27 protein-coding genes and 1 riboswitch are annotated in these 26,410 nt (G+C 69.5%); of the genes, 16 read left to right on the top strand and 11 right to left on the bottom strand.

What is annotated here, in order from left to right:
• Positions 1-2 precede the first annotated feature (2 nt).
• A complete protein-coding gene (gene ctaE / locus LX13_RS14235; protein WP_253661996.1) occupies positions 3-614 on the bottom strand; it encodes an aa3-type cytochrome oxidase subunit III in 612 nt (203 codons plus the stop codon).
• Positions 615-694: 80 nt separating this feature from the next.
• Between ctaE and LX13_RS14230 the strand changes: the two genes are divergently transcribed.
• Together LX13_RS14230 and trpD are read left to right on the top strand one after the other, a co-directional pair.
• Positions 695-1,192: a hypothetical protein gene (locus LX13_RS14230; RefSeq protein WP_253661995.1), complete on the top strand. Its 498-nt coding sequence runs from the start codon at positions 695-697 to the stop codon at positions 1,190-1,192.
• A 74-nt stretch (positions 1,193-1,266) separates the two neighbouring features.
• Entirely contained in the window at positions 1,267-2,328 is a 1,062-nt protein-coding gene (trpD, locus tag LX13_RS14225) for an anthranilate phosphoribosyltransferase (RefSeq protein WP_253661994.1), read from the top strand.
• Between the two features lie 15 nt (positions 2,329-2,343).
• On the opposite strand, the gene LX13_RS14220 is transcribed toward trpD, so the two are convergent.
• Together LX13_RS14220 and LX13_RS14215 are read right to left on the bottom strand one after the other, a co-directional pair.
• The gene (locus LX13_RS14220) at positions 2,344-2,619 is read right to left on the bottom strand and encodes an Lrp/AsnC family transcriptional regulator (RefSeq protein WP_188490110.1); all 276 of its coding nucleotides are present in this window, start codon (positions 2,617-2,619) and stop codon (positions 2,344-2,346) included.
• Between the two features lie 58 nt (positions 2,620-2,677).
• On the bottom strand, positions 2,678-4,519 hold the full coding sequence (locus tag LX13_RS14215; RefSeq protein WP_253661993.1) for a DEDD exonuclease domain-containing protein: 1,842 nt from the start codon (positions 4,517-4,519) through the stop codon (positions 2,678-2,680).
• A 173-nt stretch (positions 4,520-4,692) separates the two neighbouring features.
• On the opposite strand from LX13_RS14215, the gene LX13_RS14210 reads away from it, so the two are divergent.
• The 5 genes from LX13_RS14210 to LX13_RS14190 all read left to right on the top strand — a co-directional run bounded on the left by LX13_RS14210 (position 4,693) and on the right by LX13_RS14190 (position 9,666).
• Positions 4,693-4,986, top strand: a complete 294-nt coding sequence (locus LX13_RS14210) for a hypothetical protein (RefSeq protein WP_253661992.1) — start codon at positions 4,693-4,695, stop codon at positions 4,984-4,986.
• Positions 4,987-5,096: 110 nt separating this feature from the next.
• Positions 5,097-5,298, top strand: a riboswitch (cyclic di-AMP (ydaO/yuaA leader).
• Between the two features lie 16 nt (positions 5,299-5,314).
• A complete protein-coding gene (locus tag LX13_RS14205; protein ID WP_253661991.1) occupies positions 5,315-5,902 on the top strand; it encodes a C40 family peptidase in 588 nt (195 codons plus the stop codon).
• Positions 5,903-6,189: 287 nt separating this feature from the next.
• Positions 6,190-7,176 (top strand): C40 family peptidase, encoded by a 987-nt coding sequence (locus tag LX13_RS14200; protein ID WP_253662755.1) that lies wholly within the window; start codon positions 6,190-6,192, stop codon positions 7,174-7,176.
• A gap of 44 nt (positions 7,177-7,220) precedes the next feature.
• Complete coding sequence (locus LX13_RS14195) at positions 7,221-8,540, top strand: hypothetical protein (protein WP_253661990.1); 1,320 nt, start codon at positions 7,221-7,223, stop codon at positions 8,538-8,540.
• A 7-nt stretch (positions 8,541-8,547) separates the two neighbouring features.
• Positions 8,548-9,666, top strand: coding sequence for a glycosyltransferase family 4 protein (locus LX13_RS14190; protein ID WP_253662754.1), 1,119 nt, complete (start codon positions 8,548-8,550; stop codon positions 9,664-9,666).
• A 10-nt stretch (positions 9,667-9,676) separates the two neighbouring features.
• Here LX13_RS14190 and LX13_RS14185 read toward each other — a convergent pair whose 3' ends face one another.
• Positions 9,677-11,485: an AMP-dependent synthetase/ligase gene (locus tag LX13_RS14185; protein ID WP_253661989.1), complete on the bottom strand. Its 1,809-nt coding sequence runs from the start codon at positions 11,483-11,485 to the stop codon at positions 9,677-9,679.
• A gap of 151 nt (positions 11,486-11,636) precedes the next feature.
• On the opposite strand from LX13_RS14185, the gene LX13_RS14180 reads away from it, so the two are divergent.
• From LX13_RS14180 to LX13_RS14155, 6 genes are all read left to right on the top strand, one after another.
• Positions 11,637-12,038, top strand: a complete 402-nt coding sequence (locus LX13_RS14180) for a hypothetical protein (RefSeq protein ID WP_253661988.1) — start codon at positions 11,637-11,639, stop codon at positions 12,036-12,038.
• A gap of 6 nt (positions 12,039-12,044) precedes the next feature.
• Complete coding sequence (locus tag LX13_RS14175) at positions 12,045-12,482, top strand: SRPBCC family protein (RefSeq protein WP_253661987.1); 438 nt, start codon at positions 12,045-12,047, stop codon at positions 12,480-12,482.
• Between the two features lie 23 nt (positions 12,483-12,505).
• Positions 12,506-13,672, top strand: coding sequence for an ArsA family ATPase (locus LX13_RS14170; RefSeq protein ID WP_253661986.1), 1,167 nt, complete (start codon positions 12,506-12,508; stop codon positions 13,670-13,672).
• 78 nt (positions 13,673-13,750) lie between these two features.
• The gene (locus tag LX13_RS14165; protein ID WP_253661985.1) at positions 13,751-14,113 is read left to right on the top strand and encodes a hypothetical protein; all 363 of its coding nucleotides are present in this window, start codon (positions 13,751-13,753) and stop codon (positions 14,111-14,113) included.
• 5 nt (positions 14,114-14,118) lie between these two features.
• Positions 14,119-15,090 carry an ROK family protein gene (locus LX13_RS14160; protein WP_253661984.1) on the top strand — a complete coding sequence of 324 codons (972 nt, stop codon included), beginning with the start codon at positions 14,119-14,121 and terminating at the stop codon, positions 15,088-15,090.
• A gap of 51 nt (positions 15,091-15,141) precedes the next feature.
• Positions 15,142-15,873, top strand: coding sequence for a lysophospholipid acyltransferase family protein (locus tag LX13_RS14155; RefSeq protein ID WP_253661983.1), 732 nt, complete (start codon positions 15,142-15,144; stop codon positions 15,871-15,873).
• On the opposite strand, the gene LX13_RS14150 is transcribed toward LX13_RS14155, so the two are convergent.
• Entirely contained in the window at positions 15,800-17,116 is a 1,317-nt protein-coding gene (locus LX13_RS14150; RefSeq protein ID WP_253661982.1) for a glycosyltransferase 87 family protein, read from the bottom strand. The genes LX13_RS14155 and LX13_RS14150 overlap by 74 nt on opposite strands.
• A 29-nt stretch (positions 17,117-17,145) precedes the next feature.
• Here LX13_RS14150 and LX13_RS14145 point away from each other — a divergent pair, with 29 nt between their 5' ends.
• Both LX13_RS14145 and LX13_RS14140 read left to right on the top strand, forming a co-directional pair.
• Positions 17,146-17,628 carry a polyadenylate-specific 3'-exoribonuclease AS gene (locus tag LX13_RS14145; RefSeq protein WP_253661981.1) on the top strand — a complete coding sequence of 161 codons (483 nt, stop codon included), beginning with the start codon at positions 17,146-17,148 and terminating at the stop codon, positions 17,626-17,628.
• A 51-nt stretch (positions 17,629-17,679) separates the two neighbouring features.
• Positions 17,680-19,080 carry a class II 3-deoxy-7-phosphoheptulonate synthase gene (locus tag LX13_RS14140; protein WP_253661980.1) on the top strand — a complete coding sequence of 467 codons (1,401 nt, stop codon included), beginning with the start codon at positions 17,680-17,682 and terminating at the stop codon, positions 19,078-19,080.
• A gap of 13 nt (positions 19,081-19,093) precedes the next feature.
• On the opposite strand, the gene LX13_RS14135 is transcribed toward LX13_RS14140, so the two are convergent.
• Both LX13_RS14135 and LX13_RS14130 read right to left on the bottom strand, forming a co-directional pair.
• Positions 19,094-19,279: a GNAT family N-acetyltransferase gene (locus LX13_RS14135; RefSeq protein WP_253661979.1), complete on the bottom strand. Its 186-nt coding sequence runs from the start codon at positions 19,277-19,279 to the stop codon at positions 19,094-19,096.
• A 115-nt stretch (positions 19,280-19,394) separates the two neighbouring features.
• Positions 19,395-20,651 (bottom strand): protein kinase domain-containing protein, encoded by a 1,257-nt coding sequence (locus tag LX13_RS14130; RefSeq protein ID WP_253661978.1) that lies wholly within the window; start codon positions 20,649-20,651, stop codon positions 19,395-19,397.
• An 89-nt stretch (positions 20,652-20,740) separates the two neighbouring features.
• Here LX13_RS14130 and LX13_RS14125 point away from each other — a divergent pair, with 89 nt between their 5' ends.
• Positions 20,741-21,106: an Rv2175c family DNA-binding protein gene (locus tag LX13_RS14125; protein WP_188490127.1), complete on the top strand. Its 366-nt coding sequence runs from the start codon at positions 20,741-20,743 to the stop codon at positions 21,104-21,106.
• 12 nt (positions 21,107-21,118) lie between these two features.
• Here the strand turns inward: LX13_RS14125 and LX13_RS14120 are convergent, their stop codons facing one another.
• Genes LX13_RS14120 through LX13_RS14105 form a run of 4 tightly spaced genes read right to left on the bottom strand, consistent with a single transcriptional unit; the run spans position 21,119 to position 26,312 of the window.
• Positions 21,119-22,048 carry a phytoene/squalene synthase family protein gene (locus LX13_RS14120; protein ID WP_253661977.1) on the bottom strand — a complete coding sequence of 310 codons (930 nt, stop codon included), beginning with the start codon at positions 22,046-22,048 and terminating at the stop codon, positions 21,119-21,121.
• The gene (locus LX13_RS14115; RefSeq protein ID WP_253661976.1) at positions 22,045-23,589 is read right to left on the bottom strand and encodes an alpha-(1->6)-mannopyranosyltransferase A; all 1,545 of its coding nucleotides are present in this window, start codon (positions 23,587-23,589) and stop codon (positions 22,045-22,047) included. The genes LX13_RS14120 and LX13_RS14115 overlap by 4 nt, the downstream gene beginning before the upstream one ends.
• 48 nt (positions 23,590-23,637) lie before the next feature.
• On the bottom strand, positions 23,638-25,194 hold the full coding sequence (crtI, locus tag LX13_RS14110; RefSeq protein ID WP_253661975.1) for a phytoene desaturase family protein: 1,557 nt from the start codon (positions 25,192-25,194) through the stop codon (positions 23,638-23,640).
• Positions 25,191-26,312, bottom strand: coding sequence for a polyprenyl synthetase family protein (locus LX13_RS14105; RefSeq protein WP_253661974.1), 1,122 nt, complete (start codon positions 26,310-26,312; stop codon positions 25,191-25,193). Before LX13_RS14105 ends, crtI begins: the two co-directional genes overlap by 4 nt.
• Positions 26,313-26,410: the final 98 nt, after the last annotated feature.

Genomic DNA, 26,410 nt, shown 5'->3' with positions numbered 1-26,410 from the left:
GATCACCGGATGAAGTAGATGGTGGCGAACAGGCCGACCCACACGATGTCGACGAAGTGCCAGTAGTACGAGACCACGATCGCGGCGGTGGCCTGGGCGGGGGTGAACTTGCTGAGCTTGGTTCGCACCAACAGGAAGACGAACGCGATCAGACCGCCGATGACGTGCAGGCCGTGGAAGCCGGTCGCCATGTAGAACACCGAGCCGTAGGCGCTGGAGGAGAGCGTCGTGCCCTCGTGCACCAGGTGGTAGTACTCGTAGCCCTGACCGGAGACGAAGAACGCGCCCATGATGAAGGTGAGGATGTACCAGCGGCGGAGGCCGAAGACGTCGCCGCGCTCGGCGGCGAAGACGCCCAGCTGGCAGGTCACCGACGAGAGGATCAGGACCGCCGTCACCGGGATGGCGAGGAAGAGGTTCAACTCCGTCGGCTCCGGGGGCCAGTTGCCCCCCGAGTTCGCTCGTGCCACGAAGTACATCGCGAACAATCCCGCAAAGAACATGAGCTCACTGGACAGCCAGACGATGGTGCCGACACTGACCATGTTGGGACGGTTCAGAGAGTGCACCCTCGAGGTGATGGCTGTGCCCGAGGTACCTGCAGCGCTAGTCACAAAATGAAGTATGACGGTTCGTAGTATCTGATGACTACTCGGGTCGGGAAAAAGTTCCGACGGAAATGAGAGGCCTGGTCATGATGCGAGACCTCAACGGACACGAGGTTCCCACCAGCCGTGTGCGCCGCCTGCTCGGACGCCTCGGCGGCGGGGGTGCGGCGGACGCGGAACTGACCGCCGCCGACCCCGATCTGATCGTCGTCGCGGAGAGCTTCGACGACTCCGCGGCCAGCTCAGCGGTGTTGGAGGACTCGCAATGGCGCAGTGAGGAGCAGGCCGTGGTGCGCCACATCCTCACCGTTCCCGAGGGGCGGGTCGACGAGGCCGTCGCCACCGCGGCCCAGGACGGCTACGAACGGGTCGACGTCTCGGGTCTGGCCGAGGTCGCGCAGGGCCCGGGCGTGTCGGGAACAGTCGGCGCCGGGGTGGCCGAACACACACTCCTGGGGTTGGCCAGACCACAGCTCGTCGACGCTCTGCACTGCTCGCAGGAACGCTCCCGGATGGCCGGCCTCGGGGCACGTCACGACGGCACCGTGCTCGGCTGGCAGGTGTTGCAGCGACCACCGCGCTGACCTCATCCGGGGCGGTGCCTGCTCGCCGCAGTCGGATGTCCGATCCCGCCGGCGTACGAATACGCTGCACTCCCATGGACGCGACCTGGCCGAACATTCTGGGCTCTCTCGTCGACGGGCGTGATCTCACGGCCGACGACGCCCGCTGGGTGATGAACGAGATCATGTCCGACAACGCGACCGCGGCGCAGATCGCCGCCTTCGGTGTCGCGATGAAGATGAAGGGCCCCGTCGCCGCCGAACTCAACGGGTTGGCCGCGTCGATGCTGGGGCACGCGGTGCGCGTCCACCTCGATCAGCACGCGGTGGACATCGTCGGCACGGGGGGTGACCGGTCCAACACCGTCAACATCTCCACGATGAGTTCGGTGGTCGTCGCGGCCGCCGGGGTCCCGGTCATCAAACACGGCAACCGCTCGGCGTCGTCGAAGAGCGGTGGCGCCGACGTACTCGAGGAACTGGGCGTGGCGATCGGACTGGGCGCGCAGGACGTGGCGCGGTCGGTCGAGCAGGCGGGCATCGGTTTCTGCTTCGCGCCGGTCTATCACCCGGCTCTGCGGTTCGCCGGGGCGCCGCGCAAGGAGATCGGCATCCCCACGGTGTTCAACGTCCTCGGACCGCTGACGAACCCGGCCCAACCGCGCAGCGGGCTCGTCGGGTGTGCGTTCGCCGACCTCGCGCCGGTGATCGCCGACGCGTTCGCCGAGCGCGGCAACTCGGTTCTCGTCGTCCGCGGTGACGACGGTCTCGACGAGCTGACCATGACGGCGACATCGTCGGTGTGGTTGGCCCACGGGGGCACCGTCCGCGCGATGTCGTTCGACCCCACGCGCGTCGGGTTGTCGCTGTGCGCGCCGGGCGCGCTGACCGGCGGCGACGCGGTCTTCAACGCCCGCGTCGCCCGCGAGACCTTCGCGGGCGCGACCGGTCCGGTGCGCGACGCGGTGCTGCTCAACGCGGCCGGCGCGATCATCGCCTACGACCTCGCAGGCGACGCGCCCGTCGAATTCGACCCCGACGCGTTCGACGACGACCTCTACGCGCGGTTCGTCGGGGCGATAGCCCGGGTGGCCGAGGCGATCGACTCCGGCGCCGCGACCGCCGTCCTCGACCGCTGGGTGCGCATCACGGCCTAGCTCGCCGGTGGCCGGTCATTCGCCGATGGAGAAGCCGTCCTCGATGTCGGAACTCGAATAGGTCTTGAACGCGATGTGGGTGGCCGTGTGGCGCACGCCGTCGATCCGATTGATCGTGCCGGTGACGACGTCGGCGATCTGCTCGTGGTCGCGCACCGCGATCGTCGCGATCAGGTCCACGTCCCCGGCGCAGGAGTAGACCTCGCGGACCCCGTCGACGTCGGCGATCGCCTGGGCCGTCTCGGGGATGGTGTGCACGTCGGCGGTGATGAGGACGATGGCCGTGATCATCCGGCCACTGTATGCACCGACGCCCCGGCCCGACCTCGCAACCGGACCCGCCGGCACCTCAGCCGGCCAGCGCCACCAACTCGCGTGAGCGGGCGTGTGCGGTCGCGACGGTCTCCCGCCAGTCACCCCATCGCGCCGCGGCGGCGACGGGGAGCATGAACGGCGCAGTGCTGCAGACGATCCGGGACCCCGGCGTGACCAGCCAGGCGTAGACGAGCGCGGCCTCCTCGGCGGCGGCGCCGCGCAGCGGGCCCGGCCCGGGGACCACGGTCTCCGCGGCGAGGGTCAACGACTGCGCCACCTGCATCGGTGCGACCCCACGCGTGGCCACGCCCGCACTGGCGAGTCGGCCGTGTCGGATCACCGCGAGTTCCCACCCGCCGCTGCCGTCCGGTCGCGCGGCGACGAGCTCCGAGATCCGGCAGAGGGCGGTGAGTCGCTGGCATCGTTCCAACCCGGCGAGGGTGACCGCGAGGCGATCACGCAGCCGCGCGGCGGTCTCGAACATCTCGGCCGAGGCCAGGCTCTGCAGTCGATCGAGCACCGTTCTCAGCGGCCCGTCGTCGCCACCGGTCATCAGGGCGGCGGCCCGTTCGACCGCCGGGGTGTACCCCCCGGCGTCGACCGGGGTGTCGGATGCCGCATGACAGCCGCCGACGGGGCGTCGGCCGTCAGCGGTGACCGTGCAGGTGTGCGCCGCACTCGAGGAGAGGCGGCGGGTGCACGACCGCAATCGCGTGACGGCGGCGATCAGGTCGGCCACCGCGGCGGCGTCGCCGCGGACACGGATCGGACCGACGGCGACCGTCGTCGGGTTCTGGCTGACCTTGAGGCGGGGGAACGGCTCCTCGGTGAGACAGACCCACCAGCCCCGGTGCGGCGATTTGGACCGACGGTTGTAGGCGGGGGCGTGCGCGGCGAGCAGTCGTAGCTCGCGCACGCCCGCCTCGAGGCGATGGGCGCACTCGACGTGGTCGATGGACACCGCCAGCGTCACCATCTCGCGCATCCGGGCGCGGGTCTCTGAACCGGTGAAGTACTGCCGGGCGCGGCGCCGGAGATCGACGGCGGTGCCGACATAGAGGACCTCGCCGGACGGACCTCGGAACAGATAGACGCCGGGGCGGGTGGGCAGGTGGTCGGTCATCTGTCGTTTGGCGCGCTGCGCGGTGCTCAGCCCCGGCAGGAAGTCGATCAGTTCCCGATAGCTGTGCACCCCGAGGTTGCCCACCCGCTCGAACAACGCGTGCATGACCTCGACGGTGGCCCGCGCGTCGTCGAGAGCGCGGTGCGTGGGGGTGGTGGCGACGGCGAAGTGTCGGGCGAGTGCGGACAGCTTCACCGTCGGGGCCTCGTCGCGGGTCAGCACCCTGCGGGCGAGCTTCACCGTGCACAGCACCCGCCGGAACGTCCAGGGATGGCCGAGCTCGGCCGCCGCCGCCCGCAGGAAGGACATGTCGAACCCCGCGTTGTGCGCGACGAGCACGCACCCGTGCGCGAACTCGAGGAAGGCGGGCAGCACCTCGTCGATCCGGGGCGCGCGGTAGACCATCGCCTCGGTGATGCCGGTGAGCGCGACGATGTGCTGCGGGATCGCCCGTCCCGGGTCGACCAGCGTCGCCAGCTCGCCCAGGATCTCGCCGCCGCGGACCTTGACGGCCCCGATCTCGGTGATGCGGTCCGTCGCGGCGCTGCCGCCCGTGGTCTCGAGGTCGACGATGACGAACGTCGTCTCGAACAGCAGGGGATCGAATCCGGCGTCGCCGATCGCGTCGAACGACAGCTGGGTCCCGAGCGCGGCAGGATCGGCCGCGCCGTCGATCCGCGCCGGTACGACGGTGCCCGTGGGGCCAGTGGTGCTGGTGTGAACATCGAGGTCAAGGTGATCAGGGAGACCCATGAGGCGAACACTAGTTCGACGGGCTGACAGGCGTGATCGCGCATGTGGCGCGGCGACGTGCGGTTCGGCGCCGTCGGGCGTTGTCGGTGGGTGTCGTTACCGTCGCCGACGAGAGCCTCGAGGGCCCGTTCCGGGTCGTCGGGCCGGTAAATTCCACCGACTTCGCAAATGAGATGGAGATCACAATGCAGCTCGACTGCGGGACCTGCCCCGGCCGTCCCCGTGCCTGCGACGGATGCATGATGACGGTGTTCTTCGCGGCCCCCACCACCAGAAACGGTGCCGATGGCCCGATTGGTGTCGACGCGTCCGCGGCACGAGAGGCCGATCGGCTCCATGTCGCCATCGACGCCTTCGTCGCGGCCGGGATGGTGGGCGCATCCGCGCACGACCTGCCGATCGTGCGGGAACACGGTGGTCAGGGAGTCGAGGGTCACGAGAACGTGCGCAGACTCCGCGCGAGCTGACGGTTCCGATCACGACGCACCGAAGATGTGTCCCGGTGGACAGATGCGGGGGACGTTTCGTAACCTTTCCGAGACCTTACGGAGTAACCCGCTTCACAACGGAGCGGATCGTCTGGTCGCCGCTCAATCGTCCTGCGGGACGAACCGGGGAACCATCACTTCGGACCACGTCCGATCGGGGTGAATCCCCCTTGTGCCACGCACCGCCGAGTACCCGGTTTCCCGGGGCCCCGGCAGCAGGCGCAAGCGGGTAGGGCCACTCTTCCGGCCCGAATCCGACAGCTAACTCGGTAGGCGGCTGAGGAAGAACTAGAGGAGAACTCGCTTCGTGGCGAAACACCGTTTGGAACAGCCGAACTCCGGTTTGAAGACCGCACGCAACGCCGTGGTCACCGGCTCGATCGCGTTGGGCACCGTGGCCATGGGAGCCGGCCCCGCACTCGCAGCGCCGGTCACCATCCCCGGCATCGGCACCTTCGAGGTCCCCGGCATCACCGAGAAGCAGGTGCCGCCGCAGTTCAAGTCCAAGCCCAAGGGCCCCCAGACGTCACCGAATCTGTTCGGCAACGTCGGCGCCACCGGCAAGCGCGCAGCATCGGCCGCTCTGACCCGCATCGGCTCGCCGTACGTCTACGGCGCCGCGGGTCCGACCGCCTTCGACTGCTCCGGACTCGTCTACTGGGCCTACAAGCAGGCCGGCAAGACCATTCCCCGCGACAGCTACGGCCAGCTCGGTGGCGGTACCCCGGTCGCCAAGAAGGACCTGCGCCCCGGCGACGTGGTCATCTTCCTCGGCGGATCGCATGCGGGCATCTACATCGGCAACAACAAGATCGTGCACTCCTCCACCGAGGGTGTCCCGGTCCAGAAGGCCAGCCTGGATTCCATGTCGTTCTACGGTGCCCGTCGCTACTGACCGTCGGCGACACGTAGAACAACGACGGACACATGAACGACGACGTCCGACCCGAGATCGCCGGAAACGCCGAGACCACTCCCCGTCACGTCATATCCTTCCGTGGGCGGAGGGGGAGTTCGCGCGCCACGGTCGTCGGTGGTCGGATGTAGGTGGATGTCGGCCGTGCCGAATGGTTATGGTCCGTCGATGATGCGAGATCGGGTGTTGCGGAAGTGGGGATCGGACAGGTGCGTGTGAATCGAGCTGACGTGGTCATGCGGCTGCTCACAACGGTGGTGCTGTCCATGCTCGTCATCGCGCTCGGGTTCGGATCGTCCGCAGGCGCCGACCCGTCGCCCCGCAGCCCCGACCAGCTGCTCACCCGGTACAACTCGCTCGGACGCGATGCCGAGAAGTCGGCCGAGGCGATGCACAACGCCGAGATCCAGCTAGCCGCCGGGCAACGTGCCGTGTCGAAGTCGAAGGCCGATGTCGCCTCCGCCACCGCGACTCTCGACAGTCTGTCGGGCAGGCTCGACGAACTCCAGGGTCGCGTCGACGGGCTCGTCCGGGCCAGTTATCGCGGCGCTCGGGTCAACCGCCTCTACGCGGTGCTCGTGTCGGACTCGCCGCAGTCGCTGCTCGATCAGATGTCCGGTCTCGAGATGGTGTCGCGTCAGACCGTCCGGGACCTGAAGGCATATCGCACGGCCAGCGCGGCGGCGACGAAGGCGCGCGACGCGGCCACGGCCGCAGGACGCGAGGCTGCTGCCGCGGTCACCGCGGTGGACAAGCGTCGCGCCGACCTCCAGTCCAAGCAGAGTGACCTGCAACTGCAGATAGTGCAGGTCAAGGCGGTGTACGAGTCACTCACCGGCAAGCAGCTCGCCGCGCTACGCGGCCCCGTGATCAATTTCGATCCAGCACTCGTGGCCAAGGGCACCGCCGCGGAGGCAGTGGCTGTCTCGGCGGCGCTCACCCGCATCGGCGACCCGTACGTGTGGGGAGCGACCGGGCCGGGACAGTTCGACTGCTCTGGCCTCATGGTCTGGGCTTACAAGCAGGCGGGCAAGGTCCTGCCCCGATCCAGCGAGGCACAGCTCGCCGGTGGAACGCCGGTGGCGCGCAACGACCTGAAGCCAGGTGACCTGGTCATCTACTACGGCGACGCGAGTCACGTCGGTATGTACATCGGAGACGGCTACGTGGTGCACGCGTCGACGTTCGGCGTCCCGGTCAAGGTCGCCCCGATCGACGAGGCGGGCCCCTTCAACTCCGCCCGGCGATACTGACCGTGCGGTCCGGGTCATCCCGGTCGTCGCGCTCGGCCCGACGGTTGCCCACACGTCTGCTCGCCCTCGGCGTCGTCGCGGTCGCCCTCGCGGGCTGCGGGTCGTCGTCAAAGCCGGATGCCGCGCCCACCTCACAGGCCAACGTCTACGAGGATCAGCGCGAGTCGTCGGTTCTGGCGACGCTGGACAAGCTCACGACCGCGCAGCGTGCGGGCGACACCGCCGCGGTGAACGCCCTGATCGACCCCGCGGCCACGCCGGAGTTCCGTGCGTCGATCCAGCAGCAGACGATCAACGTCCACGCCGCAGGCATGGCGACGTTCCGGTACCGGATCGACCGGACGACAGCACTCGGTGAGGTCCTCGTACCCACCGATCTGCAGGCGCGTCTCGACTCCGAGGGCAGTTCCGACTCGTGGATCGCCCCGGTCGGGTTGCAGTACGCGCTCGCCGGAGTCGACGAACCGCCCGTCGACGTCGTCCGACCACTCGCGTTGGCCCGGTACGACGACAGCTGGAAGGTCGTCGGTGACGCCGGGCCCATCCAGGGCGAACCGGCGCCCACCCCGCAGTTCTGGGACTTCCCCGGTGTCCGGGCGACGCGCGCGGCCACCGCAGGCGGCGAGTCGGTCGTCCTCGGTTACCCCGGCAGCACCGCTCTGGCCACCCGCCTGACGTCCTCGCTGCCCGGTGCGGTGGCGGCGGTGACCGCTTTCTGGGGCCCGCAGTGGCCCCGACGCGCGGTACTGATCGCGACGGACTCGACGCCTGCGTTCGCGGCCCTGTCGGGCAGTGCGGGAGCGGACTCCTCTGCGGCTGCCGCCGCGACGGTCTCCGCGTCCGCCGACGCGGTCGACGGGTTCACCGAGGGGCAGCGCATCGTGTTCACGCCGGGTTCGGTCACCGGGCTGGCCGGTCCCGCTCTCGACGTCGTGTTGCGTCACGAGATGACCCATGTCGCGGCCCGCACCAAGACCGCGCCCACCTCGGCGAAATGGGTCACCGAAGGCGTGGCTGAATACGTCGGGCGCAAGGGCACCTACCGGCGCCTGTCCGACGCCGCGCCCGACCTCGCCGCGCAGGTCGCCGCCGGTGGTGCCCCCACGGCGCTGCCGACCGACGCAGCGTTCACCGTGTCCGGTCCGCAGGCGCCGATCGCGTACCAGAGCGCCTGGTCGTTCGCCGCCTACGTCGGCGGGAAATACGGCGACGCCAAGCTCCGCTCTCTCTACCTCGCCCTGGCCACCGGCCCCAGCACCGCGGTCCAGCAGGCCGCGGCCATGCAGGGCCAACTCGGTGCGCCCGGCGCGACGGTGCTGGCGGGATGGCGGTCGTGGTTGACCGAGCAGGTTCGCCTACCGTGATCGGGTGATGCACCGGACATTGTTGGTCACCAACGATTTTCCGCCGCGCCCCGGCGGGATCCAGTCATATCTGCAGAATCTCGTCGACCGACTGCCCGCCGATCAGGTCACCGTCTACGCGCCCCGATGGCGTGCCGACGCCGCGTTCGACAGCGCGCAACCCTACGAGATCGTCCGCCATCGCACCGGACTGATGCTGCCGACGCCGTTCGTCGCGCGTCGGGCCGCCGCCCTCGTGCGCACCCACGCCATCGACACCGTCTGGTTCGGCGCGGCCGCACCACTCGCGGTGCTCGCCCCCGCGGTGCGTGCGGCTGGGGCCCGGCGGGTGGTGGCCAGCACACACGGCCACGAGGTGGGGTGGTCCATGCTGCCCGCGGCCCGTCAGACGCTGCGACACATCGGCACCCACGCCGATGTCGTGACGTTCGTCAGCACCTACACGCGCGGACGGTTCGCCGCCGCCTTCGGGGCCGACGCCGCGCTCGAGCACGTTCCACCCGGCGTGGACACCGTGCGCTTCGCGCCGAACCCTGAGTCGCGCAACCGGATCCGGGCGCGACACGGTCTCGGTGACGCGCCGGTGATCCTGTGCCTGTCGCGGCTGGTGCCCCGCAAGGGCCAGGACGTGCTGATCGACGCCCTGCCGGCGATCCGCGAGCGGGTTCCCGGGGCGCGTCTGCTCATCGTCGGCGGTGGACCGTACCGCGAGGAGCTACAGCGCCGCGCACAGGACGGAGGCGTCGCCGACCACGTCACCCTGACCGGTTCGGTCGACGTCGACGACGTTCCGGCGTATCACGCGGCCGCCGACGTCTTCGCCATGCCTGCCCGCACCCGCGGCCGCGGGCTCGACGTGGAGGGTTTCGGCATCGTCTACCTCGAGGCGTCGGCCAGCGGGATACCGGTCGTGGCAGGCACATCGGGCGGAGCGCCGGAGACCGTACGCCGCGGGGTGACCGGTGAGGTCGTCGACGGACGCGACGTCACCGCGGTCGCCGGCACCATCGCCGACATCCTCGCCGACCCCGCCCGCGCCGCGGCCATGGGTGCGGCCGGGCGCGAGTGGGTCGTCGAGAACTGGCAGTGGCAGTCCATGGCCCGTCGGCTCGCGACGCTGCTGTAGGGCCGGCGGCTCAGCGGCCGTACAGTGCCTCGATCTCGTCGGAGAACTTGTCGGAGATCACCGATCGCTTCATCTTCATCGTCGGGGTCATCTCGCCGGAGGACTCGCTGAAGTCCTCGGGCAGGATCCGGAACTTCTTCACACCCTCGGCGTGGGACACGGTGCGGTTGGCGACCTCGACCGCGTTGGAGATGACCTCGCGCAGATCCTCGTCGTCGACCAGGTCGGCGACCTGCGCCGAATCCGACTTGCCCGCACCGGACTTCCATTTCGTGAACTCGTCGGGGTCGATGGTGACGAGTGCCCCGATGAACGGTCGTCCGTCTCCGACCAGCATCGCCTGCGAGATCAGCGGTTCCGAGCGCATCGCGTCCTCGATGCCTGAGGGGGAGACGTTCTTGCCGCCCGCGGTGACGATCAGTTCTTTCTTGCGGCCGGTGATCGTGATGTAGCCGTCGTCGTCGACACTGCCGAGGTCGCCGGTGTGGAACCACCCGTCGGTCAGCGCCTCGTCGGTGGCCTCGGAGTTGCGCCAGTAGCCGTCGAAGACGACCCCACCGAACAGCATGACCTCACCGTCGTCGGCGATCCGAACGGTGTTGCCGCCCAACGGCTTGCCGACCGTGCCGATGCGTTGTGCGTCGGGGGTGTTGACCGAGAACGCCGCGGTGGTCTCGGTGAGGCCGTAGCCCTCGCAGATCGGAACACCCATGCCGCGATAGAAGTGCCCGAGACGTTCCCCGAGCGGTGCACCACCGGAGATGGCCAGGCGGCACCGTCCGCCCAGGGCGTCGCGGAGCTTGGAGTACACGAGGCGGTCGAACGCGGAATGCCGCGCCCGCAGCAGGAGTCCCGGGCCGCCGGTGTCGAGTGCGCGGCTGTACTCGACCGCGGTGTCGGCCGCGGCGTCGAACAGCTTCTCGCGTGGCCCGCCGCCCGCGTTCTGGCGCGCGGTGTTGTAGACCTTCTCGAACACGCGGGGTACCGACAGGATGAAGTCGGGACGGAACTCCCCGAAGTGCGCCACCAACTTCGGGATGTCGCTGGTGAAGCCGACCTCGGTGCCGCTCTGGATGGCGACGATCGTGATGGCGCGCGCCAACACGTGGGCCATCGGCAGGAACATCAGGGTCCGCGAGCCGGGCTGGAGCAGCTCGCGCAGGTCGGACTGCAGGACCGCCGCGGTCTCGCTGAGCAGGTTCGAGTGGGTCAACATGCAGCCCTTGGGCCGACCGGTCGTCCCAGAGGTGTAGATCAGGGTGGCCGGGTCCGACGAGGTGACGCCGGATCGGCGGCCGGTGATCTCACCGGGGTCGACGTCGGCGCCCTGCTCGGTGAGTTCGGCGATCGCGCCGTCGGAACCGGCGGGCCCGTCGATCTGGTAGATCCGTCGCACAGAGGACAGGCCGTGCTCGAGATCCTCCACGATGGAGCGATGCGCGTCGTTCTCGATGATCAGGGCGGTCGCCTCGGAGTCCTGCAGGATCCAGTCGATCTGTCCGCCCGAGGAGGAGTCGTAGATCGGCACGGTCACCGCGCCCGCGGACCAGATCGCGAAGTCGATGATCGACCACTCGGGGCGGGTCGACGACAGCAGCGCGACCCGATCCCCGGCGGCCACGCCCTGTGCCACAAGTCCTTTGGCCACGGCGTCGATCTGGGCGGTGAGATCCTTCGCCGTCAGCGGCTTCCACTCGGACCCGTCGGCGATCCGGAACACCACCTGGTCGGGGTCTCTACCGGCGATGTCGACGATGATGTTTCCGCAGTGGTCATCCGGGCTGATCTCGAATGTCGCGGGCACGCTGTGTTCGCGCATGCCGACCTCCATGGTTGCGATGGGAGACAGGCCGCGATCGGCCCTGACCGCAAGCCTAAGCCTCGCCGGGGTGTCGTCGGGGCGAGGTGGACGACGTCGGTCGCCGCGGGAGCGTGTACGACGGAAGCGGTCGGTGTGTGAAGCTAGTGCGGTGAGCAGCATTCAGGTCGCGGACGAGACCTTCGTCGCCGCGTCACCCCACGCGGTGCGTGAGGTCCTCGGTGATCGCGCGCACCAGCGGCGCTGGTGGCCCGATCTGACGCTGTCGGTGGTCGAGGACCGTGCCGAGCAGGGCTTCCGGTGGACGGTCGACGGGGGCGTGGTCGGCACCATGGAGGTGTGGTGTGAGCCCGTTCTCGACGGTTTCGTCCTGCACTACTTCCTGCACGCCGAACCCGATGAGATACTGCCCACCGGCGGTCGCGCACTCGGCGACCGGTTGGCGCACCTGAACCACGATCGCAGGGTGGCCGGGAGGGTCATGTCGACCGAGGTCAAGAATCGTCTCGAGGCCGGCCGTTCGATCGGCGACCCGGCGGCGGGGAGGAACTGAGGTCCGATGGCAGACAGAACCGAACAGTCCATCGTCATCAACGCCGATGCGGACGCGATCATGTCGGTGATCGCGGACTTCGACCGGTACCCGGAGTGGGTGTCGGCGGCGAACAAGGTGGAGATCGTCGATCCCGGCGACGGCGGGCGGGCTCGACAGGTGCGATTCACCCTCGACGCCGGCGTGCTGCGCGACACCTACGAGCTGTCCTACATCTGGACCCCGGACGGCAACGCGGTCGAATGGGATCTGGTCAGCAGTGACCTGCAGACCGCCCAACACGGTCGTTACTCGCTGGTGCAGCAGGCGTCCGGTTCGACGAAGGTCACCTACGAACTCATGGTGGATCTGGCGATCCCGATCATCGGCGCTCTCAAGCGTCGCGCCGAGAAGGCCATCACCGACGCCGCGCTCAAAGAACTCAAGAAGAGGGTCGAAGGCTGATCGATCTCGCGCCCATCCATCTCGTGATCGGCCCAGGGGGGGCCGGCGTCTCGACGGTCGCCGCTGCGGCGGCCGTCGCCCCGCCGCACTCGGAGGCCGGCGGTTCCGGCGGTCGCACGCTGCTCGTCACCCTCGACCGTTTCCGTCAGGCGGCGCGGGTGTTCGGCGTCTATTCGACTCCGGGACAGCCGATCCCGGTGTCGCAGCGGGTGGACCTGCTCGAGATCGACACCCTGGCGCTGCTCGGCGACGTGTGGGCGCTGCTGCGTGGACCGATGGCCCTGGCCGGTGGCAGCGCCGCTGCAGGGGTCAGCGAGATCGACCCCGACGAGCTGACCGGTCTGCCCGGGATCGAACAGCTGCTGGCCTGGCGTCGGATCCGCGACGAGGCCGTCTCCGGTGCCTGGGAACGGGTCGTCGTCGACTGCTCCGGCAGCATCGACGCGGTGGGCTTCCTCGGGGTCGCCGAACTCGTCGCCGGATACCTGGAGAAGATCTGGCCCCGACACCGACGGCTCGCGGGCGCGTCGGAGAACCCGAAGCTGACCGGCGCCGCGGCCGTGGTCGACGCCCTCGTCGCCGACTGCGAGGACATCATCGGTCTGCTCGTCGACCCGACGTGCGTTCATGCGCACCTGGTGGTGCCCCCGGGCGTGCACGGGCGCGAGATGACGCAGCGACACCTCGCCGTGCTGGCGCTGATGGGGATCTCGACGTCGACGCTGATCGGCAACCCCGGCGCCGGACGCCCCGCCGCCGACGATGCGTTCGACGCCGAACTCGCGCGCGACCATCCCGGGCTGACGACGGTTGTCGCACAATCGCTCTCGTCTCCGCCACGGACCGTCGCCGCACTGCGCAAGGTCGGCGTCGACTTCTCCGACGCACCCGGACCCCCGGCGGGTTCGCACGCCGCGGAGGTCGTCCTGCTCTCCGGCTCGGGGTTGTCCGCGGTGTACCGGCTCCGGTGGCGCCAGCCGCTGCCCGACCCGCGCACCCTCGCTCTGGGGCGCTCCGGGGACGACCTGCTGGTCACCGTCAGCGGGTTCCGACACCGTGTGCCGCTGCCCTCGGTGCTGCGCCGGTGCTCGGTGCGCGACGCGCGATGGGAGGATGGGATGCTGAACATCCGATTCCAGCCCGATCCGCGGGTCTGGCCCCGCCACGACCCCGAGGTCGACGGGGAGTAGGGCGCCCACGAGCGTCGGAGTCGAGACGCCTGTGAGCAGGCACGACATGATGACGACAGCGACCGGAGGGGAGTGATGATGTCCGACAGTGCCGGCGGCAATACCTCCGACGCGGACCCGGTGCGCACGCTCGTCCTCGGACTCCTCGAGCGGGTGGAACAGTTCGCCGCCACCGTGATCAGCGATCGCGACCCCCGCGCGGGCGGTTCCGGCGATCTCGGACCCGCGATCCGCGCGACCGTCGACACGGTGATCACCGAGATCGGTGAATTCGTCACCAACCTCATCGCGGCGATCATCGCGGTACTCGAGGCCATCTCGGCCGCGCTCGACGAGGCCATGGGCGCGCGTGGTCGTACGGCCCCGGGACATCCGACCCGACCGGCCACCGGATTCCAACCCATCGCGGTCGAGGTGGAGATGGGCGAACCGCAGTTGTGAAGAACATGCACACGATCGGGATCGACCTCGGCGGCACGAGTATCCGTGCCGCCGTGGTCGACGCCCGTGGCGAGATCCTCGACAAGGTGCGGGCCCAGACGCCGCCCACCGCGCCGGCACTCGAGAAGTGCCTCGACCGACTCGTCTCAGAACTCCGGTCGCGGTGGCCGGTCGAGGCGGTCGGTCTCGCGGTGGCGGGTTTCCTGACCCCGGACCGGTCGGTCATCCGGTTCTCCCCGCACCTGCCCTGGCGCGAGGTCGCGGTCGCCGCGGAGATGAGCGCGCGGATCGGGCTGCCGGTCTCGCTCGAACACGACGCGAACGCGGCCGCGGTGGCCGAACGCCGCTTCGGTGCCGCCGGCGGCGGTCACAACACCCTGGTGCTGGCCATCGGAACCGGGATCGGCGCCGGACTGCTGCTCGAGGGTCGGCTCTACCGCGGCAGTCACGGAGTCGCACCCGAACTGGGCCACCTATGCGTCGTCCCGGGTGGCCGGGTGTGCTCGTGCGGCAAGTTCGGCTGCTGGGAACGGTATTGCAGCGGTACCGCCCTCGTGGACACGGTGGTGGAGCTCGTCGCCGACGGCGCCTACCGGTCGAGTCTGTTGGCGCGGGAGACCGCCGAGGATCCCGGTTCGTTGACCGGACGCCGCGTGGCCGCCGCGGCCAACGACGGTGACCCGGTCGGGGTGGCCGCGGTCGCCGAGTTCGCGCGGTGGCTCGGACAGGGGCTGGCCATGATCGGCGACATCTTCGATCCCGATCTGATCGTGTTGGCGGGCGGCGTCGGCGCGTCGAGCGGTTTGTTCCTCGACGAGGCGCGCGAACACTACGGCGCGATGCTCACCGGATCCGGACACCGACGGCTCGCGCGTATCCGCGGAACTCAGCTCGGCGAGGCGGCCGGGATGATCGGTGCGGCCGACATCGCCCGCAGTGATCTGCGCAAGGTGCCCGCGCCGACCGCCGGTGGGTAGAGTCACACGAGAAATGCGTTGGCACATCGGGTCGATCGGAGTTGCTGGGCTATGTGGTACTGGCTGTTCAAGTACGTTCTGTTGGGCCCGATCCTGAACCTGGCCGGTCGCCCCCGCGTCGAGGGCGTGGAGAACCTCCCCGAGAACGGCCCGGCCATCCTGGCCAGCAACCACCTCGCCGTGGTCGACAGCTTCTATCTGCCGATGGCGAGTCCGCGTCGCATCTACTTCCTCGCCAAGAGCGAGTACTTCACCGGCACCGGTCTCAAGGGGCGGTTCCAGAGGTGGTTCTTCACCGCAGTGGGACAGATCCCGATCGACCGGTCCGGCGCGGATGCGGCCGAGAACGCGTTGATCTCGGCCCGTCGCAAGCTCGAGGCCGGTGAGCTGATGGGGATGTACCCGGAGGGCACGCGTTCACCCGACGGCCGGTTGTTCAAGGGCAAGACGGGGCTGGCCCGGATCGCGATGGAGACCGGCGTGCCGGTCATCCCGGTGGCGATGATCAACACCGACAAGCTCAACCCACCGGGGACCACGTTCCCGCGCCCCACGCGGATCACCGTCCGGATCGGCAAGCCGCTGGACTTCTCGCGCTATGAGGGCATGAACGGCAACCGCTTCATCGAGCGCGCGGTGACCGACGAGATCATGTACGAGCTGATGCGTCTGAGCGGTCAGAAGTACGTCGACCTGTATGCGGCCAGTCTCAAGAAGGCTGCAGAGGGGACCGCGGAGCCGGTCGTCGAACCCGGCTCGCCCCGGGCCGAGCCCGCCGCCTGACGGTGTCGCGGCCCACCACCGTGATGGTGACGAGGACCGCGAGTCCCCAGAGGCAGTAGGCGTTTCCCGCGACCGCGTCGAGCGCGTCCCAGACCGCCGGTCGCCGGGGCAGGAACTGGAACGGACCGGCCGCGAACGCGAGCACGCCGGTCACGGCGAGGGTGCCGTAGCAGCGGCGGACGGTCCGGTCCGGGGAGCGCACCGCCACGACCGCGAGCGCGAGCACGGCAGGCAGCGACCACACCCAGTGATGCGCCCACGAGGTGGGCGAGACGAGCAGAGCCCACACGGCGGTGACCGCCACCGGGAGGACGTCGCCGCCGAGCGGTGCGCAGCGTCGGATCGCGACGACCGCGAGCGCCGTCAGCGCCACGACGGCCACGGCCCACAGCAGGTGCTCGGTGTGTCCCGAGCCGCCGAACAACCGCACCAGGAAGCCGTTGACGCTCTGGTTGTTCCCGCCCGACAGATCGCCGATCCGGTCGGTGTGGAACACGGTGTGCGTCCAGTAGCGGACCGAGTCGGCCGGGGCCCACACCGCCGCGACCGCGGCCAGCCCGGCGAACGCGCCGACCGCCCGCAGGGCCGCACGCCATTCGCCACGGACGAGCAGGATGAGGACGAACGCCATCGGGGTCAGCTTGATCGCCGCCGCGACACCGATGAGCACGCCGCGCCACGGTGAATCGCGGGGCAGGAGCAGCAGGTCGACCGCGACCAGCGCCATCAGCACCACGTTGACCTGCCCGTAGCCCAGGGTCATCCAGAACGGGTTGAGCCACAGCGCGCCGGTGGCGACCACGAGCGCGATCCAGAGGCGGTTCTCGGGGGTGCCGATGGACAGCCGGACGAGGACGATCCGCGCGATGACGACGGTGAGCACGACCGTCGACAACGTGATGGCCACGCCCGCGACGGCGAGGGGGACGGTGCTGAACGGGAGGAACATCAACGCCGCGAACGGCGGATAGGTGAACGGCAGCCAGATGCCGTCGGTGGTGAACGGCATCGACCCCGACGCGTAGAGCGAGCCACCGTTGCGCCACACCTGCGCGCCCATGCGGTAGACGTCGATGTCGATCCGGTCGAACGCCGGGAACGTCCGGGTGAACGGCAGGCCGATCGTGTGGCCGATCGCCGTCAGCGTGAACGCGACGACGATGAGGCCCATCAGCCGTCGCGAGGGACGCCATGCGGCCAACCCCGCATCGGCCCTCTCGACGCGGTCGGTGAGGGCGGTCATCGATCCACCTGAGCGCATAGGGTCTGAGTGTGCGCTACTTCTACGATTCCGAGTTCATCGAGGACGGTCAGACCATCGAATTGGTGTCGATCGGTGTCGTCGCCGAGGACGGTCGGGAGTTCTACGCGGTGTCGTCGGAGTTCGACCCCGCACGTGCTGGGGGCTGGGTGAGATCTCATGTCCTGCCACAATTGCCGTCGCCGTCGTCGAAAGCCTGGCGGTCCAGGCGACAGATACGTGACGATCTGCTGAACTTTCTCACCGCCGGTGATGGCGAGATCGAGTTGTGGGCGTGGATCGGCGCGTACGACCACGTGGTGCTGTGTCAGCTGTGGGGGTCGATGACGGCGTTGCCGCGTCCCATCCCGCGGTTCACCCGCGAACTCAAGCAGCACTGGGAGGCGCTCGGTCGTCCTGAGCTGCCCGCGCCGCCCGCCGACGCCCACGACGCGCTGGTCGACGCCCGGCACAACCTGGTTCGCTGGCAGTCGATGACCGCCGCCACGAGCTGAGGCGTTGCCCGCGAATCGGACCTCCATCACCGCAGGTACTAGGCTGTTGCGGTGGTGAACTGGACCGTAGACGTACCGATTGACGAACTCCCCGAGTTGCCGCCGTTGCCCGGCGAGCTGGCCGAACGCTTCGCCGACGCCCTGTCGCGCCCCGCGCTGCAGCAGCCGTCGTGGCCCGAGGACAAGGCGCGGGCGATGCGGACCGTGCTCGAGAGCGTCCCGCCGATCTGCATGCCCGCCGAGGTCGCGCACCTGTCCGAGCAGCTCGCGCAGGTGGCCCGCGGCGAGGCGTTCCTGCTCCAGGGCGGTGACTGCGCCGAGACGTTCGTCGACAACACCGAACCGCACATCAAGGGCAACATCCGCACGTTGCTGCAGATGGCGGTGGTGCTGACCTACGGCGCGAGCATGCCCGTCGTCAAGGTCGCGCGCATCGCGGGGCAGTACGCCAAGCCGCGGTCGTCGAACACCGACGCCCTCGGACTGCAGTCCTACCGCGGCGACATGGTCAACGGCTTCCCGCCGGACGAGGCCGTGCGTGCGCACGACCCGTCACGACTGGTCCGCGCCTACGCCAACGCGAGCGCGGCGATGAACCTGGTGCGCGCCCTGACCGGCGCCGGTCTGGCCGACCTGCACAAGGTGCACGACTGGAACCGCGAGTTCGTGCGCACCTCACCGGCCGGGGCGCGGTACGAGGCACTCGCAGGCGAGATCGACCGCGCGCTGCGATTCATGGACGCCTGCGGCGTCAACGACTCCAACCTCTCGTCGGCCAACATCTACGCGTCGCACGAGGCGCTCGTGCTCGACTACGAGCGGGGCCTGCTGCGGCTCGCGGACAACCCGGCCGATCCCGACGGCGAGAAGGTGCTCTACGACCTCTCGGCGCATTTCCTGTGGATCGGTGAGCGGACCCGCCAGCTCGACGGTGCGCACATCGCGCTCGCGGAGCTGATCAACAACCCCATCGGGGTCAAGATCGGTCCGACGACCACGCCCGAGCAGGCCGTCGAGTACGTCCGCAAGCTGGACCCGAACAAGGTCGACGGTCGTCTCACGCTCGTCGCGCGCATGGGCAACGGCAAGGTACGCGACGTACTCCCGCCCATCGTCGAAGCGGTCGAGGCGACCGGCCACAAGGTGATCTGGCAGTGCGATCCGATGCACGGCAACACCCACGAGGCGTCCACCGGCTTCAAGACGCGGCACTTCGACCGCATCGTCGACGAGGTCCAGGGCTTCTTCGAGGTGCACCGCGCACTCGGCTCGCATCCCGGTGGCGTGCACATCGAGCTCACCGGTGAGGACGTCACCGAGTGCCTCGGTGGTGCGCAGGACATCTCCGATCTCGACCTGCCGGGTCGATACGAGACCGCATGCGATCCCCGCCTCAACACCCAGCAGTCGCTGGAATTGGCGTTCCTGGTCGCGGAGATGCTCCGGGGCTGAGCCCCACCCGGCACTACCGGTCGGTGCTCACGCGGCCGTGGAAGTGCATGTCATGCCATCCGTCGGCGTGCGGCACCGATGATCGATGGATGCCCTCCGCAACGAAGCCGGCCTTCTCGGCGATTCGGCACGACGCGTGGTTGGCGACAGAGTGCTCGAGATGGAGTCGGTGGAGTCCGGCGGTTTCATCGTGGTCCATCGACGGCAGTGGCGTCCACAACCAACGCCCCTGGGGTGTCCTGCGTGCGTGGTGCGCTCGACGAGGCTGAGCGGTGTGGCTTGTGGACCGACCGCGCTCCGCGGAGCGCGACCGATCAGGCGATGGTCGAGCCCAGCCACCAGCCGCCGGCGGCCAGTGCGATCCCGAGGACGAGCACGAGCAGGGTGAACACCTGGGCCCGGCGTCGAGAGCGGCTGCGGATCTCGTCGAAATCTCGCGACATCGCCAGCAGGGCCGGCCGCGGTCGCGCATCTTCGATGTCGTCGTCCGGGTAAAAATCGTCGGCGAGGTCGCGGTCTCGGTAATCGTCGTCGCGGGGTTCGAAACGCGTCGCGGTCCGGGGTGAGCCGACGGGGTCGGGATCGGCGTCCATCATGCGGGTGGCGTTGCGCGGGGTCGGGGGAAGTGGAGCAGCAGGCGGTGCGACCGGCGCGCGGCCGTTGCGGTACGCGATGACCGTCTCGCGTTCGGCCGACCGTGTCGGAGCGGGAACGGTGAACGGGGGCAGACCGAGGTCGGCGACGATCTCGACGAGCGCGTCGAGCATGTCGTCACCGTCGGCGTAGCGCGCCTCGGGCCGGCGGGCGGTCGCGGTGAGGACCAACTCGTCGAACTCGCGGGGGACACCGGGGATGAGACGGCTCGGGGGCGGCACGTCGCGCTGGAGTCGGGCGTAGGCGAGGCCGAGGGCGGTGTCGCCGGTGAACGGGGTTGTCCCGGTCAGCATCTCGAAGATCAGGATGCCCATCGAGTAGATGTCGCTGCGGGCGTCGGCGTCGGCCGACTCGACCTGCTCGGGCGACAGATACGCGGCGGTCCCGAGGATCACGCTGTTCGAGGTGATCCCCGCGGCGGCGATCGCACGGACCAGACCGAAGTCGACGACCTTCACCTCGCCGTTCTCCGAGATCAACACGTTCTCCGGCTTCACGTCCCGGTGGACGAGACCGTGGGCGTGGGCGGCACCGAGTCCACCCAGGACCGGGATGGCCACCGCGGCGGCCGCGTGCGGCGGCATGGGACCACGCTCACGCAGCAACTCGCGCAGCGTCCCGCCCTCGACGAGCTCCATCACGAGGAAGGCGTAGTCACCGTCGACGCCCTGGTCGTAGACGGGCACCAACCCGGGGTCCTTGAGGCGCGCCACCGACCTCGCCTCGAACTCGAAGCGGGACAGGAACTCCTGGTCGGCGCTGTAGCGCGGGTCCATCACCTTGACCGCGACGGGACGGTCGAGGCGGAGGTCCATGCCGAGGTACACGCTCGACATGCCGCCACGGGCGATGAGCGCGTCGATGCGGTAGCGCCGCTCCAGACGCGCACCGAGCAACACATCGCGGACGGCATTCATGGTTGTCAGGGTAGCGAGTAGGACCTGCGACCTCCGACAACCGGATCCGACCCGTTGCGTCGGTCACGGTGCTCGGTAGTGTCATCGCTGTGGTTTCCCTGCCGATGTCCGATGACTTCCTGCCCGCCGACGAACCGGTTCTCGATGTGTCGGAGGTGTCGAAGCGTCTCCACCTGTCCGCCGGGCGGATCCGCACGATGATCGCCGAACACCAACTGCTCGCCGTCAACCGGTCGGGTGTGCCGATGGTGCCCGCGACCTTCCTCGACGGATCCGAGGTCACCAAGCACCTCGTCGGACTGATCGCGGTGTTGATCGACGGTGGGTTCAGCCGCAACGCCGCGATGCGGTGGCTGTTCACCGAACAGGACGACATCGGCGAGTGCCCGGCGCACGCGCTGCACGGCCACTCCGCGCGCGAGATGATCCGTCGCGCGCAGGCGTTGGCCTTCTGAACCGGACGGCGCTCAGCGCCGTCTGATCACCGCGGAGATCGCTCGGCGGGCGCGGCGTCGGCCACCGACCGACACCCGGCGACCCAGGATCTGATGGTCGGCGGCCTCGACCTCGTCGAGGATGTCGCGGTAGAGATCGAACGCGGCGCGGATGGCGGGTCGGCTGCGGGGTGCGATCAGTGCGACACCCGGCTCGGCGTCGCGATAGCGGGATCGCGTGACGGCGATGCAATGCGCCAGCGCCCGAACGAGTTCCGGTGGACTGACACCGGTCCGGCGAGCCTCACGCAACATGTCCTCGCCGACACCGAACGACGCCAGTTCGTCGGTGGGCAGATAGATCCGGTCGCGGTCGAGGTCCTCACCGACGTCGCGGATGAAGTTGGTGAGCTGGAATGCCTCACCCAGCGCGCGGGCCGGTGCGACGGCGTCGACCGCGTCGGTGGTCCCGAGGATCGGCAGCATCTGCAAGCCGATCACCGCGGCCGAGCCGTACATGTACTCGTCGAGTTCGTCGAACGTGCGGTACCGGGTGCGGAACAGCGGGCTGCCGGGCAGATCCATCCGCATCGACGTCATGAACGCGGAGAAGTAGTCGCGTGGGATGTCGAATCCGACGATGGTGTCGGCCACGGCGAGGATCTGGTCATCGATACCCGGGATCCCCTCGAACGGGATCGATCCAGGCGGTCCGCCTGCGACCTCGAGGGCACGGAGCAACTGCCGGTCCATGTCGTCGACGGTGCCGACCGGGTCGGAGTCGCCGGGGATGTCGACCACGTCGTCGACCATGCGCGCGAATCCGTAGAGCGCGTGCACGGCGCGACGGCGCTGCGGCGGCAGCAACCGGGTCCCGAGGTAGTACGTCCGACCGTGCAGGGCGGTGGATTCGCGGGCCGCCCGATATCCGCGTTCCAGGGCGGAGCCGACCTCGGGCGTCATCGAACACGTCCCAGCACTCGCCGCAGCCGCAACGGGTCCTCGCGGCACAGCGACCACCCGGCCAGCCCCGCGAGCACGGCGGCGAGCAGGAGGTCGGTGGGCTCGTAGAGCAGGATCGAGTCGTCGGGCTGGAACACGATCAACATGAACACACACGCGCCGACGATGACCGCCAGCCACCGGCGGGTGATCGCGGCCGCCCCGGCGAACACCAGCGCCCAGCTGTAATACCAGGGCAGAGTGGATGGTTCGAGGAGCAGCACCGCGAACATGGCGACGGCCACACCGACCACCGCGCTGCGTTCGTCACGTCGGAAACGCCACCACGTCCACACCAGCGCCACGGCCAGCACCACCGAGCCGACGGTCCTGCTGACCGACAACACCGGCCCCAGCGGGATGGCGGTGAACGGCGCCACGAGATAGGTGATCACGTGCGCGATCGCGGTGGGCAGGGTCAGCCAGTTGATGATCCGGTCGGCGTACCCCAGGCCGTTGAGCCAGCCGAACCCGTGGCCGATGACCAGTGTGAAGGCGCCGAACACCGCGACGGTCGTCGCCACGATCACCGCGAAGACGCGTGCGATGTCGACAGGGCGGATGTCGCGGCGAGATCGGATGTGCGACAGCCAGATCCAGAGGACGAACGGGATCGCGATGCCCGCGGTGACCTTGATCGACACGGCGACGCCCAACACCAGCAACCCGCTCACGTGATGTCCCCGCAGTGCCAGCACCACCCCGGCGACCAGCACCCCGGCCATCAGCATCTCGACGTGCGGGCCCGCGACGAGATGGATGACGAGCATCGGATTGAACACGACCAGCCACGCCGCCACACGCGGGTCCCGACCGACGTGCGCCGCGAGGCGGGGGACCGCCCAGATGGCCAGTGCCCACCCGGGCAGCATCACCAACCGCATGAGCAGGACACCGGGAATCGTGTGGTCGCCGGTGATCTCGGTGACGCCGCGGGTGATGGCGACGAAGAAGGGGCCGTAGGGCGCGGTGGTGGTGGCCCACACCTGCGCCATGCTGTCGAGCAACGGTCCGGGTTGCGACGCCGGGCCGTCGACGTAGGGATTGAGTCCGTCGCGCAGCAGGGCGCCCTGTGCGAGATACGCATACACGTCGCGGCTGTAGACCGGGACCGCGAGCATCAGGGGAGCCGCCCACGCCGCGGCGGCCCAGCGCAGTTCGCCGACGCCCGACATCGACGCGTCCCCGGTGTCGGTGGTGTCGATGCGCTCGGCGAGCACGACACGACCGAGTCGGACCCAGGCCACGACCATCAGTGCGACACCGGCCCAGAACAGCAACCCCGACAACGACTTCCCGTGGCCGTAGGTGACCCAGGCCATCGACGCGTCCTGCAGCCAGGTGTTCGCGCGGGGGATGTCGCCGACGCCGAAGCTGCCGAGCGTGACCAGCAGCGACCCGATGAAGCCCAGGCGCGCTGCCCGCCCGACGGGGGTCGCGAGGAACGCGGCGAAGTTCGCGCCACGGGTGCGCGGGACCGCACGCTCGACACCGACCTCCATGGGGGCGATCCTAGTGCCCGACATCACCCGCACACCTCATGTGGCGCCTCACCCGGTGATGCGTTCGGCGGCGAGACGGCCGGAGACCAACACCGGCGGGATGCCGACGCCGGGGACGGTCGAGCTACCCGCGAACACCACGTTGGCCGCGCCCGACCACAGGTTCGTGGCGCGCAGCGGTCCGGTCTGCCCCAGGGTGTGCGCCGCCGCGAAGGGGGTGCCCGCGGACATGCCCGACGCCGCCCACACGCCGGGGTGGTCGATCCGCTCGATCCTGGCGGTCTCGGCGATACCGCGGTACCCGCGGCTCTCGAGCACGGACAGGACCTCGGCGACATAGGGCCGGGCGAGCGCGTCCCAGGGCAGGTCGGCGCTGTCGAGATTGGGGCACGGCGCGAGGACGGTCACCGATTCGCGGCCGTCGACGATGAAGTGGTCCGGGTCGGTCAGACCCGGCCGGTTCAGCAGCAGCGACGGATCGCTCATCAACCGTCCGGACCGCGCGGTCAGCTCTCGGAACGTCTCTTCCCACGCCTCGCCGAAGTCGATGGTGTGGTGTCCACCCGGCCACGCGGCGCCGACCTCGGCGGGCACGGTCAGGTGGGTCACCACGGCGCTGGGTGAGTGCCGGGTCCTGCGACGCGACCGTGTGGCGGGCATGTCCTTGAGGAGTTCGGCGGTGACCGGGGTGTCGGTGGTGACGATGACCGCGTCGCAGTTGATCTCGCAGCCGTCGGTCTGGACGGCCACGGCACGTGGCAGGCCGGGCGATGACCGGTCGAACTCGATCCGCCGGGCGGGGTGCCCGTAGAGGATGGTGCCGCCGGCCGTGGTGAACGCCTGGGCCATGACGGCCCCGATGCGACCCATCCCGCCCCGCGGGTACCAGACGCCCATACCGATGTCCATCTGCGAGATGACCGCGTAGATGGCCAGGGCGCGACTCGGCGGCACGCCTGCGTAGAGCGCCTGGAAGGTGAACGCGCGCTGCAACCGGGTGTCGCTGATGAAGCGGGCGATCGCGGGGGTGAGGTGTCGGACGGCGCCCATCCGGACGAGTTGACCGACACGGGTGCGCATCTCGGAGTTGTCGACGAAGTCGGTCAGCCGGTCGAAGTTCCGGTCGATGAAGTCGTCGAACTCGACGTCGTAGAGGCGCTCGAGCCACGTCCGCAGCCGGCGGTACCCCTGCTCCTGGGCGGGTCCGAACACCGATCCGATCGAAGACGCGAGCGCGTCGGTGTCCCGGTCGACGGCGAAGTCGGTCCCGTCGGCGTAGCGCAGGTGATAGGTCGGGTCCAGCGGTGTGAGGTCGAGCATCGCGCGGGTGCTGGCCGCCGAGATGCCGACCGCGGCCATCGGGGCCTCGATCAGCGACGGCATGGTCAGCACCGACGCACCGGTGTCGAACAGGTGCCCGCCCATCGACTCCGTGCGAACCCGACCACCCGGCGTCCGCTGGGCTTCGACCACGGTGACCTGATGGCCCTCGCCACGCAGGTACAGAGCCGCGGCCAGCCCCGACAACCCCGCCCCGATGACCACGACGTGGTCGGTGGGACCGGTGATCTGACGGACACCGGCACGCGCCTCTCCGCGGCTCATCGTCGGCGTCCGGCGATGGCGGTGGCGACCGTGACGAGTTCGACACGTGCGGACGGGTCGACGGCGGCCGCGTCGAGGGCCTCGAACGACTCGGCGACGAGTCGGTCGATGTGATCCTCGACGGCCCGTTCGGCTCCGACGTCGCGCAGGATGGCCCGCGCCCGGTCGAGTTCGTCGTCGGTCAGCGGCCGTCCGATCATCGCGCGGAGTTCCGCGGCGGCGGCGGGATCGTCGGAGTCGGCGGCTTGCAGTCCGAGTGCGAGGAGTGCGGTGCGCTTGCCGGCGACGAGGTCGTCGCCGGACGGTTTTCCGGTCTGCGCCGGGTCGCCGAACACGCCGAGGAGGTCGTCACGCAGCTGGAAGGCGATCCCCAGACCGTCACCGACCGCGCCGAGCGCGTCCGCGAGAGTCTCGTCGGCGCCGGCGAGCGCCACCCCCAACTGCAGCGGTCGGGCGACGGTGTAGCCGGCGGTCTTGTAGCGCATGACACGGAACGCGGCGTCGACCGACTCGTCGCCCGACGCCTCACCGACCACGTCGAGCAACTGCCCGGCGAGGACCTCGGTGCGCATCGCGGCCCAGATCGGCTGCACCCGATCGCGGATCTCGGCGGGCAGGTCGCGGCTCGCGACGACGTCGTCGGCCCAGCTCAGGGCCAGGTCGCCGAGCAGGATGGCGGTCGACACCCCGTAGTGGCCGGAGTCGCCGGACCACGTCCGGTCGACGTGTTCGGCCTCCAGCGCGCGGTGCACCGTGGGTCGGCCGCGGCGGGTGTCGGAGCGGTCGATGATGTCGTCGTGGATCAGCGCGCAGGCCTGGATCAGCTCGAGCGCGGTGCACACCGTCAGCGCCTGGCGTGCGATCGCCTCGTCGGTGCCGCCGCCCGCGCAGCGGTATCCCGACCACGCGAAGGTCGGTCGGACGCGTTTGCCGCCGTTGAGCGTGAACGCGGCCAGTTGATCGACGAGCGTCGCGACGACCGGCGAGATCCGCGCGGTCGTGGCCCGGTGGACATCGAACATCTGCCGCAGGACGGTCTCGGCGGCGGCGGGGACCCCCTGCACGCTGTCCGGCACGAGAACGGCTGTCGACGAGGTGATCTCCGAGGTCGGGGTCACACGATCTCCACATGCTGCGGATGGGAGGGAGGCATTCTTCAAACCCTACCGATCGTCGCCGCAGGTCCGGTGGCGGCAGGGGCGCTCGCCGGGGTCGG

It is taken from the genome of Williamsia maris (genome assembly GCF_024171815.1).
Classification (GTDB): domain Bacteria; phylum Actinomycetota; class Actinomycetes; order Mycobacteriales; family Mycobacteriaceae; genus Williamsia_A; species Williamsia_A maris.
Note: the sequence above shows the minus strand (reverse complement) of the source record. Positions and strands in the feature narration are given on the sequence as shown.